This is a genomic window from Cupriavidus sp. GW823-FHT07A04 (assembly GCF_058794615.1).
The window spans coordinates 176,229-190,204 of the sequence record NZ_JBXAHA010000014.1 but is presented as its reverse complement, the minus strand read 5'-3'; the positions used below and the strand labels follow the sequence as shown (position 1 = coordinate 190,204).

Here is a 13,976-nt window from a genome sequence, read left to right as displayed (position 1 = left end):
GTCAGTCTTGCGCGAAGCCGGGCCTGCTCGCATGCAGCAGTTCGGCCAGCGCCAGCCAGAAGCGTCCGGCATCGAAACCCAGTCCGCCCAGGACTGGCTGGCCGTGGTCAAGGTTCGGCAGGCATAGCTGCGGCGTGCCGGCCAGCACCTGATGTTCGAGATAGAACTGTCCGTCGTGTGCGCAGCCGGGCCGGCGCGCATTGAGCCGTCCATGGTGGGCATCGAAGCGCGAACTGGGCTCAATCGACCAGCTGACCGCGTGTACGCAGTGCAGCTCGCGCGGCAGCCTCGCCAGCATTGGCGCGACGCAGGGGTCGCGACGGCTGCTGATGTCGCGCGTGCCCTCGGCTACCCAGCGTGTGCGCAGCAACCGGCGTGCAACGCTGTCTTTCCAGCCCGACCCGTCCGGTGCAGGCGTCGCGCCCCAGCCCATGATGTCGTCGACGATCGAGGCCGGACCTACCGGCGGCTGCACCAGCGCGAGCCCGTCGCAGCGCGCGCGAAGCGCGGGGTCACCGTCCAGCGCCGCCAGCATATCGATACCGCCCTTGCTGTGCGCAAGCGCAACGAAGCGCTCACCGCCGCGCAAGCGCGCACGCAGCGTCACCGCGATGTGCCGGCCTTGCGCCACCACGCCGCGCGACGAGCGCATCGGCAACCGCAGCACCCGGTAGCCCGCCCCGCGCAGCGCGAGGACCGCATCGCGATGGCAGCGCGGCAGCCCCTCCGAATACAGCCCCGCAACAAGCACCACGACGGTCGCCCGTGGCAGGTGCGCGCGCGCGCGTTCCCAGCAATCGACATAGCGCCCGGTCCAGTCGAGGCCCCCAGCCGCTCGCGCAAACGGCGTGGCCGGATAGTGCTGGCGCCAGTCGTCGAAGCCGTATGGAGTCCAGGGTTGCCTCACGGTCATCGCGCGTCTTGCGTAACTGGCCCAGTGGCGGTGTCTTCGCGTTGTTCCTTGAGATTGCGGCGGGCGGTCTCCAGTACCGCCCGGCTATCGATCCGGTTTGGATGAAACCAGGGTGCGAACCAGAACAGCCACGCCGGCAGCACGCGCGTGAACACGCCGGGATTGACGAACAGCCACCATTGAAGGCGCCACCACTCGCGCCAGTTGGCGCGTTGCTTGTCGCAGGCTGCGAGGCGATACATGAAATAGACCAGATCGAGCACGAAATACACAGACACGCCCAGCATCGCGCCACAGCGAACCAGATACCGCCGCAGCGGCCTGGGTTCGATCGCACGGAAGACGTCGAACGCGACGGCCTTGTGCTCGGTTTCCTCAACCGCGTGCCATTGCCAGATCGCAGCCATCTCCGGATCGGCGCCGTCGAGTATCGCCGGGTGGCGCAGCAACTGGTCGGCGAGGATCGCGGTATAGTGCTCGAGACACGCGGTCAGCGCCAGCCGCATGGCCGGCGAGGCAATCTGCAGGCTGTTCTGCTGGCGACGCCTGATCAGTGCCTCAAGCTCGTCGACAGGCGCGCCCTGCGCGGCGAGCCGCTGGTTGTACAGCCTGTGCTCGCGGATATGGGTCGCTTCCTGGTGGATGAAGCCCGCAATCTCGGCCGCAAGCGGCGTCCCGGCGGGTATCTCGCCGCGAAAGTGCTTCACGCTATCGATGAAGAACTTCTCACCGAGTGGAAACATGATCGAGAACGCATCGAAAAAGCGCGTGACGTGGCACCAGCCCCGGTACCAGTAGCGCGGCACGGGGCCGTCGAGCGTGAAACGCAGATCGCGGTGCGGGATTTCGGTGGGCGGCGTCACTGCACTGGGGGCGCGCGAGCGTTTGCTGAGGAGGCGGAGGCTCATATCGATCGAGTTGCCGGGCGTGTCAGCCGCTGGCCCCATTGAATGCCTGGTTGCTCCAGATAGCGGTGCGAGAGTGTACCAATGAACACGATCAGGCCGAACGAACCGAGGCCCGCCGCAGCCAGCCATGGTGCCGGGAGCGGTGCCGGACCACCGGCGCGCCATAGTATTTCATAGCTGACAAGCAGGATGGGAACGTGGCAAAGATAGATCGAGTAGGCGCGCTCGCCGAGCCAGCCAAACAGCGCCGATAGCCAACCCGTCCGCGCAGCGTCGCGATTGTCGCAGGAAGCCATCCAGACGAGGCCGGCAGCGCTGAACGCGATGATGCCAATGGGATAGCGCGCCGAGATCAGCTGTGCGCATACGATGCCCATATACAGCGCAAGCGTTACGGGCGCCACGAGCCCACGCATCCGGATGATCGCCGCCACGCGCAGCGATGCCGTGCTTCGGCCCAGCGCGTGTACCGCCACGCCAAGTACAAGCGCGTCGATGCGCAGGAACCAGCGCAGATCGAAGGCATGAAATGGCAGTGCATTGAGCATGAATACGCCGGCAAGCGCAACCATTACCAAGGCGCGCAGCCGCACCACAAGCAATACCGTGGCCAGCAGAGCGTAGAACTGCTCCTCGAGCGACAGGCTCCAGTAAATGCCGGTCAGTTGCGGCAAGCCGCACCCGGCGGCTGCGCCGCCGGCGTGGCAATTGGCCCAGAATAGATTGGCGTAGCCGAAGGCGCCGGCGATCGCGCCGCGCAACTCCACCGCGGGCTGCAAATGGCCGAAGGCGGTCAGGATAAAACTGAGTGCCACGCTGATCGCGAGCCATGCCCAGGCGGCGGGCAGCAGCCGCAACAGTCGTCTGATCCAGAATGCGCGCCACATCGCGCGATCGATGCGATCGGCAGCGCTGTCGGCCAGCAAGGAGCGGCTGATCACGAAGCCCGATATGGCGAAGAAAAGATCGACACCGCCCCAGAGCGACAGGCTCCCGACGGCGGCCTGCGCCTCGGGCAATGCCATTGCGCAATGCTGTATCAGCACCAGCATGATCGCGACGCCCCGCAATGCCTGAAGGCCCGGCAACCTTGGCAATGCCACGGCGCAACACAGTCCGGCAGCCTGTCCCGGCGCGCGCAGCGGCGCCGCCGGAACGACTCCGAGCCCATGCCGATCGGGTGAAACAGGGGTATCCGATGTATCCTTCCCGTACATTAATCTGCCTATCTCCTGTACGCGCACACCCAATATGCAAGACAGCGCCGCGCAATCGCACCGTTTCGACTTGGCTAATATCTTTGTGTTGGCCCTGCAAACCGCCGCATGGGCCGGGACACTCACGTGGTTGTCCAATACCGGCGCAGGTCCGCTGAAATGGGTGATCCTGATCCCGTTCTGCCTGGTCATGCAGGGGGTATTCTCGATGATGCACGAGACGTTTCACGGCTTCGGGCATCGTCGGGCAAGCGCGAATTATACGATGATGTGGTGGGCTTCCACGATGTTCGGCTCCTCTGCCACGCTGATTCACATCAACCACCTCGGGCACCACGTACGCAACCGCACGCGCGCCGAACGCGCCGACTTCGCCGATGTCGGCGAATCGCTGCTGCGCAAGCGGATCGAGTACTACGCGGCGATTCTCGGCGGCATTTGGCTCGGCGGATTCGTCGGCAGCCTCGTGCTGTCGTTGCTGCCGGCCGGCATCGCGAGCAACTGGTCCAAGCGCGGCGACGACAACACTTACGCCGCCGCGTTCAAGGATTTTTCCTTGCGCGATTTCCGGCGCATCCGCCTCGAAGTGATAGCCGGCGCCGCCGCATGGCTGCTGGCAGGCTGGCTCCTCGAGTGGAAGCCTGCGGTCGTGATGATCGCCTATGCGGCATTCGCGTTCTCGTGGTCGTCGCTGCAATGGGTCTATCACATGCGCACGCCGCTCGACGCGGTCGAAGGCACCTACAATATGCGCGCACCGATCCTCGTGCGCTGGGCATTCTTGAACTTCAACTACAACCTGACTCACCACCGGCTGCCGGCGCTGCGCTGGCAGCAGTTGCACATCGTGTCGAACGCGGCCGAAACGCGCCCGCTGTGGTTCGGCTGGCTGCAGATCTTCCTGCCGCCGCAACAACTGCCAGACGATCTCACGCAACTCGACAAGACCTACTTCTGATGCTTGCGGCCCCAAACGACACGCAGGCAGCCTGGCGGACGTTTTTCGCTGCCGCGCAACCCGCGCTCGATGGATGGCAGGCCGCGCTCGAAGCCCCGGCCGCAGCCCAGCAGCGAGTGCTGACGCGGCTGCTGGCGGACAACCGCGAGTCGGCATTCGGGCGTGCGCATGGCTTTGCCCGAATCGCCGACCCGGCGCAGTTTCGCGAGCGCGTACCGGTTCATTCCCATGCCGAGCTGCTGCCATGGATCGATCGGGCTCTGCGCGAGTCGCAGCCGGTGCTGACCGCGCAGCCCCCGCGCTTCTTCGAGCGCACGAGTGGCAACGGCGCGCAGCAGAAACTGATTCCATACACGCCAGTCTTCCTCGGCGAGATGCAACGCGCATTGACGATCTGGCTGGCGGACCTGTATCGCCAGTTGCCGGGGATCGGCGCGGGACGTGCTTACTGGTCGATGTCGCCGCCCTTGCAGAAGCAGTGCCATGCGCCCAACGGCATCCCGATCGGTTCGGCGAGCGACCTGGAGTATCTCGGCGGCAGCCTGGTCGCCGGACTCGCGCCGACGCTGATCGTCCCACCCCTCGCCCATGACGCATCCACCTGGCGCAGACAGACACTGCTCGCGCTGCTGGCCGCGGACGACCTGGCATTCATCAGCGTGTGGAGTCCGACTTTCCTGACCAGTCTGCTACGCCCGTTGTTCGATGCCGGCGACCCGGCGCATGCCGAGACGCTTGCGTGGCTAGATGCTGCCCTGCCCGCCCCGCGCAAGGCGGCGTTGCGGCAGGCGCTGGCGGCTGGAACCTGCGACGCCCTGTGGCCGCGGCTCGCCGCGGTGAGCTGCTGGATGGACGGACCCAGCCAAAACTACGCAGCGCTCCTGCGCGAACGCTTCCCGTATGTACGCTGGCTTCCCAAGGGCCTGTTCGCGACGGAGGGGGTGGTCAGCCTGCCGTATGGCAATGGCGAAGGCTGTCCGCTCGCAATCGAAAGCCACTTTCTGGAATTCCAGCTCGACGACGGCAGCGTACGCGATGCCGCCGCGTTGCGGCCCGGCGATACCGCGCAGGTCATCCTGACCACCGGCGGGGGCCTGTACCGCTATGCGCTGGCGGACCGCGTGCGAGTCACCGCGCTGGCAGGCCGCACGCCGCGCATCGAGTTCGTCGGGCGAGCGGGCGCGCACAGCGACCTGGCTGGCGAGAAGCTCGACGAGGACACGCTGGGCGCCGTATTCGCGGCGACCATCGATGCGCACGACAATGCATGTTTAGTGCCGTGTGTGTCGGCCGAGCCGCCGCACTACGTGCTGCTGGTCGCCAGTGCCGGGCAGCGCGACGCCGAAGCGCTGCGCACATCGGTCGAAGCTGCGCTGGCGCGCTCGTTCCACTACGCGCACGCGCGCCGTCTTTGCCAACTGGGGCCGCTGCGCGTGCGGCTGCTGGCCGGGCCGCCGACGCGGCTTGCCGACGCGCTCCAGAAGGCGGCCGAGCAGACCGGCATCCGCGCGGGCGACGTGAAACCCCGCATACTCATCAATCGACTTGCCACCGCGAATGCCCTCCTCGTTCTCACCGACGCCTGACATCCTGCCGAATCCAGGTTGCGAAACGGACCACATCGCCGCATTTCGGCCCGATGGCGCTGCGGCTGAAGAGCCCCGCGACGGGTTGCACGAACAGTGGTTCGTCGCCTGCACGAAAAGCGAGCTGCGGCGGGACAAGCCGCTCGGGGTGAAGATCCTTGGCCTTGGCATTGTCCTGTTTCGCCAGCGCAGCGGCGAGGTCACCGCGCTCATCGATCAGTGCGTACATCGCGGTACGCGCCTGTCCGCCGGCAAGCTTGCCGGCGATTGCCTCGTCTGCCCCTATCACGGCTGGCGCTACGATGCGCAGGGCCGGGTCGTGCATATCCCGACCATCGACGGCGTGCAGCCCGGACCCACGCCAACCGACTATCCGTTTCGCCAGCGGCGGTTGCCGGTGCGCGAGCAGGATGGCCTGATCTGGGTATATCCCGGTGCTGGCGACGCATCCGCAAGGCAGATATTCCGGATGCCGTTCCATGCGGACAAGCAGTGGCAGTCGTATTTCATGGTGAACAGTTTTGACGGCGACATCGGCATGCTGGCGCAGAATTTCATGGATGTGCCGCATACCGTATTCGTGCACGACGGCATCTTCCGCTCGAGCCGTGGCAGCGCGATGGAAGCCACGGTGGCATTGAAGGCGGAAAGCGTCGAGGTCACCTATCACGACGAGCACGACAAGATCGGCATGATGGACTGGCTCACCAACCCGCGCCGCGAGTCGCTGGTCCATACCGATCGTTTTTTTGCGCCCAACATCACGCGCTGCGACTATCTCTGGGGCAGCCAGTCAGGCTTTTTGATTGTCAGCCAGATCACGCCGATCGATGCGCGGCGCTCGCGTGTCTATACCTACATTGCGTACCGCTTCCCGCTGCCGCGCTGGCTGCTGCGCGCGCTACGGCCACTCCTCCATCTCTACACACACGTGGTGATCCAGCAGGACGTGCGGATCATGCGGGCGCACCGGCAAGGACTGGATAACGCGCCTGGCTTCAAGCCCCACAACGTGCGCGCCGACGTGGTTCATGTGGGAATCGAGCGTTTGCTGGCCGCCATCCGGCGAGGAGAGACACTGCCCGCAGCGGAGCGCGGCGAGAAACCGATGCGTTTCGAGCTTTGATCCGACTTGGCCGGCTTGCGCCAAGTCTCAGGTACCCGCCGGGGATGCTTGAAGACGGCTGAGCAGGTGCCGATGCACCGCAGGCAGATGCTCAAGCGCTAGCGCCGGGTACACGTGATGCACCTGATGAAAGCCGATATTGCGCGGAAACAGGACCAGTTTCCCCAGCCACCCGAAATGCCAGGTATGGGTCATCGCCCACACCGCCTCCTGGGAGCGCTCACCGTTCAGCACGTGATCGTGCTCGATCAGCACGCGATTCGCATTCATGATGCCGCCCAGAATCCACGGCAGCCCGTAATATGCGAAAAACGGCAACTGCCAGTGCACCACGACCGCAATTGCGATCAGATAAGCCACGCAGTGCGGCAGGTCGTTGCGCGCGCACGCAATGATCTCGGGATGGTGGCGCAGGTCGCGTTTCGAGCGCTCCTGCAGGAAGCCACGCGCATACCAGGGACGAAACGCCGGCCAAGCCAGCGCGAGCGGCGCGGTCAGCGCGCGCAGCGGCCACCAGATCGGCAGCAAGGCCCCGCGCAGCATCATCGCGCGCTTGACCCAGCCGCCACGCGCGGCGAGGCGGTGCAGATACGGGTCTTCGGGCGTGCAGACCGCGCGGTGATGGCGCAGATGGTGATAGCGCATCGCGGCGATCGTCGAACCGATCGGCCAGCCCGCCAACACTTCGACCATGGCAAGCGGCACGGTCTTGCGCCGCGACGGCAGGTGGCAGGCGTCGTGCAGGATTACGCCGAGCGCCTGCAGGCGTCCTGCGATCAGCAGCACGCCCGCGACGTACACGACCGGATGGAGGACCAACGCCATCCCAACCCAACACAGCGCGATGACGAGCCAGTCGGTGCACGCATAGCGCACGAGCCGCCACGGCTTGGCGGATGCGGCAAACGGTAGGACACAGCGCAGTTCTGCAGGTGTCGGAAAGATGGACATATCGGACATTCGATCGATGACGGACATACGCGAGTATGCGCTGTGGGTATATATGGTAGCCCGAGGTCGCCGGTCTGCAGAAGGTCTCTGTTGAAGATTCGCTGAATTTGCGAAAGAGTGCCTTGTCGCCCCGCTTTCAAACTGAGCTTTCGGCGCTAGAACTCGCACGTTCCCCCCTATCTGGCCGAAGAGCGCAACGCGGGGCACCTGGGTATCCTGGATCTCGTGAGTTTCGGAGCGGGCACCCACCGGCGAAGTGAGCTTGGATTCAGTTCGGTGGAGTGGGCATTGGCCATGATGCGGTCGGTTTCTCCCTTCGCTGGAATGGCAATGACATCAAAATGCATGGGACGATGCGCTCCCCGAACGGTTGGAAGATCACGAATTGTCCTGCGCCCAGCGCTCCACCAGCTCGGCGGGGATTGCCTGGAACACTTCATCGAAGCGCTTGCCGGTCAGCCGCTCGGCTTGCCTGAGCAGTAGCGCCACGGGGCTGCTGGGTTCATGTAGTTCGAACCATTGACGAGCGGTGCGCACGCCGGCCAAGGCGGCATCGCGGTCCCGCGGCATGGCGGCGGCGGCATGCTCGGTGGTCGCTATAGGGGAAAGACCACCTGCGGCACCGTCGCCTGTCGAGGCCGCGACGCTCAAATCGGGCCGCGGCGCGGCGGCGGCCACGACATTGCCCGTCATCGTGCCGAGTAGCTTGAGCAGCGGGCTCAGGTCAGGGCGGTCGTTCTGGAGGTTGGCTTTTGCCCAGTCGTCGATGGCAGCGGCATATCCTGCGGCTTCGTCCAATGCGAGGAGGGCGGGGCTGTGCTGCTGGCGCAAATCCTGCAATTGCAGGCGCACCGATTCCGGCGCCGGGGCGTCCACGGGCCGTGGCACACCGAGCGAACGCTCGACGTCCCGGACCTGCAGCCGTAGTGCGGCATTGCCCGTGATCGTCAACGCCCGCACGTCCCGCATCAGCCCGTCCGGGTCGGCCAGTGCGGCCAGTGCGTTGGCGCGCATGGCAGGATCGGCTTCGCCATCGACCGTCAACTGCGGATGGATCGCATCCGGCCATTTCGTCAGCAGTTGCGCCAGCGCCTCGAGGCCGTCTCTCAGCCCGGCCGTCTGGGCTAGCCGAGTACGGCACCGCAGCTGCAGCACCAAAATGCGGATGTCGCGCGTTCGCAAGAGCAGGCGCTGGCAGTCGCGCTCCAGCTCGGCCCAGTTGCAGGCTTCCGGCTCACTGACGAAGTCGCCGTACTGTGCGTCCGCCTTCGGAGCGGCCTTGGCCAGAAGCACGACGAATTCAGGGTCGTACTCCAGGTCATCGCCGCATGGCCTGTCGGGAGAGACCGGTTCCAGCAGCTCCGGGAAGGGAAATTCAGGTCTTGGCGCCGGCACGGGCTTGGTTTTGGCTTTCATGGTCAATGTGTCGCGTAGTGTTCGGGCTCGAACACCATGCCGGTGATGGCGCGGCTGCGATCCGGTTCGCCCAGCCACGTAGACCAGCCCAGGCGTTCCTGTGAGCCCAGGATGGCGGGTGGCGCCGAGTCAGGGATCACCTGCAGCTCGGCTTCCCAAACGAATTCATGGCCTACGAAGGCGCGCACCCATTCAATGAGCGTCGGAAGGTCCCGGCCGTTGGGCGTAAAGTTCAGGTACTGCTGCAGCCCGAGCGGACCGATCACCAGGCGGAACTTGTGCTGCCGGTCCGGTACCATCTCGCCAAGCATGGCGCCTTGCCCCATGACGCTGGGGACGCCCGGATGCCCCAGGCGGCTGTGTTCGGCCGGATCGATGGCGATCCAGTGCAGCACATATTCTTCCAGCCTGACGGATACCCCGAAGAAGTGCGAGAGCGTGGCCGCAATGCCATCGGGATTGCGTGCTTCGCGCACCTGATGCGCACCGGCGGCGAGCCGCGCGTGCGGGGGCAGGGGACTGTGCGCGATCTCTTCGGCTTCGTTGCCCGTCAGCCAGCCGATATAGCGGGAGAACACCTCGTCGTCGCGCCGATCGAGGCCCGCTGCGGCTTGCGAGCCTGCCCAGGCACGGTAGAACTGCGTGAAAGCGCGATGGTGAAACAGATCCAGAAAATCGGCGGTGGTGCTGTCCCGGTGTGTTTCACTGCGCTCCCGTACGATTTCCGTCAGGTGGATCGGCAGTGCCCCATTCGGCCCCAGCATGCCCAGGCCAAACAACTGCACCTTGAGCCGGCCAGGCAGCGGCTGCACCTGCGCGATCTCGCGGGGCGCGAATGTGAGCGCGGCCTGCTGGCCAGCCCGGAATGGCTCGTCGCGCGGCCGGCTGGCCTGCCCGATCGGGGGCAAGTCAGGGTGCCGGGCGGACAGATGCCGCAGGAGTCCCAGAAAGCTCAGCTTCCACGGCGCCTGGCCGGCGTAGCTTCCTGGCGGCGCCGGGGCCGTTAGCGCTGGCGGCGCGTTGTCGTCGTGTCCTTTGTACATGGCTACACGGCGCTACGGCCGCCCATGCGCACGGGCCAACGATGCACCAGGCCGCGTTGCATCGAGTGCAGTTCGGTCTGCGTGAAGACGTTGACTGACACGTGACGCGCCAGGAAATGCTCCAGCACCACGCCGAACAGGTATGGGCTGATGCCGGAGAAGCCGCCTTCGTCCACGGTAAGCTGGCACTGGATACCACGGCCGTAGATCAACGGGCCGTTGCCCGGCAGCCGTCGCATGACCGGCTCCACCTTCGAGCCGATCAGGCTCTGGATCTGCGCCTGGTGCGCCAGATCGTCGCTCGCCACGAAAAGCCGCAGCATGTCACGCAGACCCTGGCCGCCCGAGCGATGTTCCAGGTCGGTCAGCGACAGGTAGTTGAAGCCCAATAGCCGGATCAGCCGCCAGGCCATTTCGCCGTCCGCATAAGGTGGCCGAGGTGCCGACGGCGCGCGGATCAGGCCGATCCCGTCCACGGGGATGGATGCCGCCGGGGTCAGGTCGTGCAGGCCATTGCGCGGTACCAGATTAGGCAAGTCGCGATTGGTGGCCAGCGACTCCACCGACAGGTAGCGCAAGGTGTCCGGGTAAGGGGCCTCGTGCTGGTCCACCAGCGACACGAACAGCTCGGTACCGACGTATGCGGTGCGAGTGCCGTACTTGCGAGCCTGCTCCGAGAGCATCCGGCGCTCGCGCCGCAGGGAAAAGTAGCGGCCGTGATTACCCTCGTCACTGTTCAGCGTGGCAAAGAGCGGCTGAAAGGCGATGCTGGCGCTGTGCTCGGACTTTTGCCCGGATAGCTGCTTGACGGTGTAGATTTCGTAGTCGAGCGGATGCTGTCGGTCGGCGACCAAATGGAAGTCGGTGCGCCCGGGTGTGATCTCGATGCGATCGGTGCGTTTCGGGAACAGATTGACCACCGGTGTGCAAAAGAGCGCGAACTGATCCCGGTCGACCTGGCTGGTCAGATTGCCAGGCGGCTTTGACAGCAACACGACGATCTCGGCCTCCTTGCCGCGGATCCGGCCGAACCCTTGTGCCAGCTTGTTGAGGCCGAAGAAGTAGAAGCGCTGCGGGCATGCGAAATACTCATGCAACAGGTTGTGCCCAGAGAAGTTGTTCCACGGCAACGGCAGCGCGCCCTCGCCCGGACCCATGCCCACATAGCTGACGGCATCCTCTGTCACCGCGTAGGGGCGTTCGCTCATGGCGCCGGGCTGTCCAATCAGCGTGGCGACGCCGGCGCTGTGCAAGAGCTCGAACAGGTGCGAGGCGATCTGGTCGTCCCCGCACAGATAGACTGGCAACTGGTCCAGGCCGGGCAATTGATCGAAGTTGGCCTCGCGCGTGCAGCGCAGGCGTAGGCGCAGCGCTCCCTGTACCGTCAGGTGGGCAGGCACATAGCGCTCCAGCCCGCGAATGTCCGGTGGAATGCCAGTGAGCCGGGCTTCGGTGATTTCGAGCGGCCACAGCGTCAGCGGTTGCGTGGTCCTGAACTGGCAGGCCGTCTTCTCGCCCGGCGCCGGCGCGGCATCGAGCTGCGCGCCGCGCGGCACCTCCACGCCGCGGGCAAGATTGCCCGCGATCCGGCTGGGGCGGAACTGTGCGACAGCAATCGACGGCGTCGGCGCAACGTAGTTCGGGTAGACCACCTCCAGCAGCCGCTGCGTAAAGCGCGGAAACTCCGCATCGAGCTTGATCTGGGTGCGCGCCGACAGAAAGCAGAACGCCTCGATCAGGCGTTCCACATAGGGGTCGGCCACCTCGGTGCCATGCATGCCCAGGCGCCTCGCCACCTTCGGGTGCTGATTGGCGAATTCCCCGGCCAGCTCGCGCATGTAGACGAGCTCGCGGTTGTAATAGTCGAGCAGTTGCGGATCCATGGCGTCAGGTGGTGTGAATCGATTGGACGCTCATCCGGCTGGTTTCCAGGTCGAGCGAGCTTTGGGCAGTGAATGCCATCGGGTACGGGTCCATATGGATCAGGCCCTTGATCTCGAAAACCAGGGTGTTGTAGCGCTGCGGCGCGTCTTCCTTCAAAAGCGGCTTCACGTCCAGCGAGCCGGGAATGAGCCGGGGCTCGAAGTCCAGGATGGCGCGCCTGACGATGTTGACGATGTCGTTCCACTTGTGCTCGGACAGGTAACTGCCGGCGACCGGTGGTACCCCGTAGTTGATCGTCGATGCCGCGGCAGCGGGATAGCGCTCGCGGTCAATCTCATCCTCGCGGTTGGTGGTATTGAGCAGATAGGTGAGATCGCGCTGGATGATCTCGCGCATCTGGGCGCGCGTGACGGTGTATTCGTTCGCGCTTTCGGTCTGCCGTTGGGGCGCGTCGTCGCGCAGCCGGTCAAAGAGCGTCGGCAGCAGCTGCGTATTCGGGCGGCGTGGTACCCGCGGCGGGCGGTGGTCAGCCATGCCCGGCTACCAGAGTGAGGGTCGCCACATCGAGCATGGCCACATCGCCCGCATCCGTCATCCAGGTCTTCTGGCCGAATCCGATGACACCGGTTTCGCCCACTTCGGCCCAGTTGGTTTCGCGGGCGAGCCGGATGGCGTCGCTACCCTGCTCAGAGTTGGGGTAGCGCACCGGCATGAAGCCACGGCTGACCACACCGTCGGAGAGCGTCACGGTGGCCGGGCGCCACAGCAGATCGAGCAAGCCGGCAGGCTCGGCCAGCTCAAGCTTGTGCATCTGGGCAAAAGGCAGCCAGGCGTAGCGGCCCGCCGCCACGATTTCGCAGGTCGGGCCCAGGCGCGTGTCGGTGTCGGTGATCCACGCGAAGCGCACACCGTCGTGCATGCCGGGCGAGGCCGGGACCTCCGACAGTGCCAGGTTGCGGCTGCTATCGGCGGCGGCGATGTCACCGGCTTCGGTTTGTACGAGCGCGACGTGCAGCCCGGGCATCCAGGCCGGGGCCGGCAGCAGGGTGCCGGGGGCGCGCCGGCCTGCGAAGACCTCGCACCGGAACACCTCCGCGCGGATCAAGTCGCGGTAGACATGCGCGGTTTGCGCAAAGTCGGGTGCGAGCTGCGTGGCCACCTGCAGTTGCCGGAGCGCGCGCGTCCAGTCACCAACCACGCACAGCCACTGGAATAGCTGCCAACGGGAGTCAAATGAGCCGGGCTGCAGGCGCACCAGGCCTTCCGCTGCGCAGAGCGCGCCGGCGGCCGATCCGGTTCGGCGCAGGACTGAAGATAGCCCGGCGTCGCGTGTGCTTTCGGGGGCTTGCGTATCAAGCGCCATGATCGGGCTCCGGCGTTGGCGTTGGCTTTTGCGTTTGTGCCTGTGCAGGGCGGTAGGCGCTATCCATCGAGACGAGGTGGTGTTCGCGGCGGGTAAGGGGAGCGGCGACGTCACGGCGCCTGGTGGGCACGATGTCCCCTGCGAAGAGCCAGAGCACGTCCGGCGCAGGCGGGATCACAAAGAACGGGTAGTCATCCAGGGTCTGCGGGGAGCCAATCAGGGCGTTGATGTGGCCGGCGGTGGCAAGCATGTCCATCAAGCTGTGGGTATGGTCGGCCTCGCGTGCGAGCCTCTGCAGCGGGTTCCGAGCGGTCTCCGCCGGTACAACCGATGCCGCCCCAGTGGTGGCCCCCGGGTGGGCGCTCAGGTAGTCGGGATCGCGCAGCGCCGCCTCGGCCTCGCGTTTGAGCTGCTCGATCACGTCAGTCCGATCGGGGGCAGCAGTTTGCGCTGTGCGCTCGCCAGCGGCTGGTCTCAGCACCGAGAACGGATCGGCAGTGCCCGGGTGCATTCCGCCGAGCGCATCCCAAGGCCAGGGCGTATCGCTATCGCGGTCGAATCCGGGGTCGGTGGCGCCGGTCCCTGCCGGGAGGGGCTGCGAGTCGCTCATG

The 13,976-nt window shown here is 65.6% G+C and carries 13 protein-coding genes; 3 read left to right on the top strand and 10 right to left on the bottom strand.

The window, feature by feature from the left end; translation table 11 throughout:
* Position 1: 1 nt before the first annotated feature.
* The 3 genes from AC1Q7Q_RS24590 to AC1Q7Q_RS24580 are packed head-to-tail and all read right to left on the bottom strand — an operon-like array spanning position 2 to position 3,038.
* The gene (locus AC1Q7Q_RS24590) at positions 2-913 is read right to left on the bottom strand and encodes a hypothetical protein (RefSeq protein WP_492373341.1); all 912 of its coding nucleotides are present in this window, start codon (positions 911-913) and stop codon (positions 2-4) included.
* The gene (locus tag AC1Q7Q_RS24585) at positions 910-1,860 is read right to left on the bottom strand and encodes a metal-dependent hydrolase (RefSeq protein WP_492373342.1); all 951 of its coding nucleotides are present in this window, start codon (positions 1,858-1,860) and stop codon (positions 910-912) included. The genes AC1Q7Q_RS24590 and AC1Q7Q_RS24585 overlap by 4 nt, the downstream gene beginning before the upstream one ends.
* Positions 1,818-3,038, bottom strand: a complete 1,221-nt coding sequence (locus tag AC1Q7Q_RS24580) for an acyltransferase family protein (RefSeq protein WP_492373343.1) — start codon at positions 3,036-3,038, stop codon at positions 1,818-1,820. Before AC1Q7Q_RS24580 ends, AC1Q7Q_RS24585 begins: the two co-directional genes overlap by 43 nt.
* A 34-nt stretch (positions 3,039-3,072) precedes the next feature.
* Here AC1Q7Q_RS24580 and AC1Q7Q_RS24575 point away from each other — a divergent pair, with 34 nt between their 5' ends.
* The 3 genes from AC1Q7Q_RS24575 to AC1Q7Q_RS24565 all read left to right on the top strand — a co-directional run bounded on the left by AC1Q7Q_RS24575 (position 3,073) and on the right by AC1Q7Q_RS24565 (position 6,708).
* Complete coding sequence (locus AC1Q7Q_RS24575) at positions 3,073-3,996, top strand: fatty acid desaturase (protein ID WP_492373344.1); 924 nt, start codon at positions 3,073-3,075, stop codon at positions 3,994-3,996.
* The gene (locus AC1Q7Q_RS24570; RefSeq protein ID WP_492373345.1) at positions 3,996-5,582 is read left to right on the top strand and encodes a GH3 family acyl-acid amido synthetase; all 1,587 of its coding nucleotides are present in this window, start codon (positions 3,996-3,998) and stop codon (positions 5,580-5,582) included. The genes AC1Q7Q_RS24575 and AC1Q7Q_RS24570 overlap by 1 nt, the downstream gene beginning before the upstream one ends.
* A gap of 85 nt (positions 5,583-5,667) precedes the next feature.
* Positions 5,668-6,708 (top strand): Rieske 2Fe-2S domain-containing protein, encoded by a 1,041-nt coding sequence (locus tag AC1Q7Q_RS24565; RefSeq protein WP_492373346.1) that lies wholly within the window; start codon positions 5,668-5,670, stop codon positions 6,706-6,708.
* Between the two features lie 27 nt (positions 6,709-6,735).
* Here the strand turns inward: AC1Q7Q_RS24565 and AC1Q7Q_RS24560 are convergent, their stop codons facing one another.
* The 7 genes from AC1Q7Q_RS24560 to AC1Q7Q_RS24530 all read right to left on the bottom strand — a co-directional run bounded on the left by AC1Q7Q_RS24560 (position 6,736) and on the right by AC1Q7Q_RS24530 (position 13,975).
* Positions 6,736-7,686 (bottom strand): fatty acid desaturase, encoded by a 951-nt coding sequence (locus AC1Q7Q_RS24560; RefSeq protein ID WP_492373347.1) that lies wholly within the window; start codon positions 7,684-7,686, stop codon positions 6,736-6,738.
* 351 nt (positions 7,687-8,037) lie between these two features.
* Positions 8,038-9,075, bottom strand: coding sequence for a type VI secretion system protein TssA (locus AC1Q7Q_RS24555; protein ID WP_492373348.1), 1,038 nt, complete (start codon positions 9,073-9,075; stop codon positions 8,038-8,040).
* 2 nt (positions 9,076-9,077) lie between these two features.
* Complete coding sequence (tssG, locus tag AC1Q7Q_RS24550; protein WP_492373349.1) at positions 9,078-10,118, bottom strand: type VI secretion system baseplate subunit TssG; 1,041 nt, start codon at positions 10,116-10,118, stop codon at positions 9,078-9,080.
* Between the two features lie 2 nt (positions 10,119-10,120).
* Positions 10,121-12,001 carry a type VI secretion system baseplate subunit TssF gene (gene tssF, locus AC1Q7Q_RS24545; RefSeq protein ID WP_492373350.1) on the bottom strand — a complete coding sequence of 627 codons (1,881 nt, stop codon included), beginning with the start codon at positions 11,999-12,001 and terminating at the stop codon, positions 10,121-10,123.
* 4 nt (positions 12,002-12,005) lie between these two features.
* Positions 12,006-12,536, bottom strand: a complete 531-nt coding sequence (gene tssE, locus AC1Q7Q_RS24540) for a type VI secretion system baseplate subunit TssE (protein WP_492373351.1) — start codon at positions 12,534-12,536, stop codon at positions 12,006-12,008.
* Positions 12,529-13,365 (bottom strand): type VI secretion system accessory protein TagJ, encoded by an 837-nt coding sequence (locus AC1Q7Q_RS24535; protein ID WP_492373352.1) that lies wholly within the window; start codon positions 13,363-13,365, stop codon positions 12,529-12,531. The genes tssE and AC1Q7Q_RS24535 overlap by 8 nt, the downstream gene beginning before the upstream one ends.
* Positions 13,355-13,975: a TagK domain-containing protein gene (locus AC1Q7Q_RS24530; RefSeq protein WP_492373353.1), complete on the bottom strand. Its 621-nt coding sequence runs from the start codon at positions 13,973-13,975 to the stop codon at positions 13,355-13,357. Before AC1Q7Q_RS24530 ends, AC1Q7Q_RS24535 begins: the two co-directional genes overlap by 11 nt.
* Between the last annotated feature and the right edge of the window lies 1 nt (position 13,976).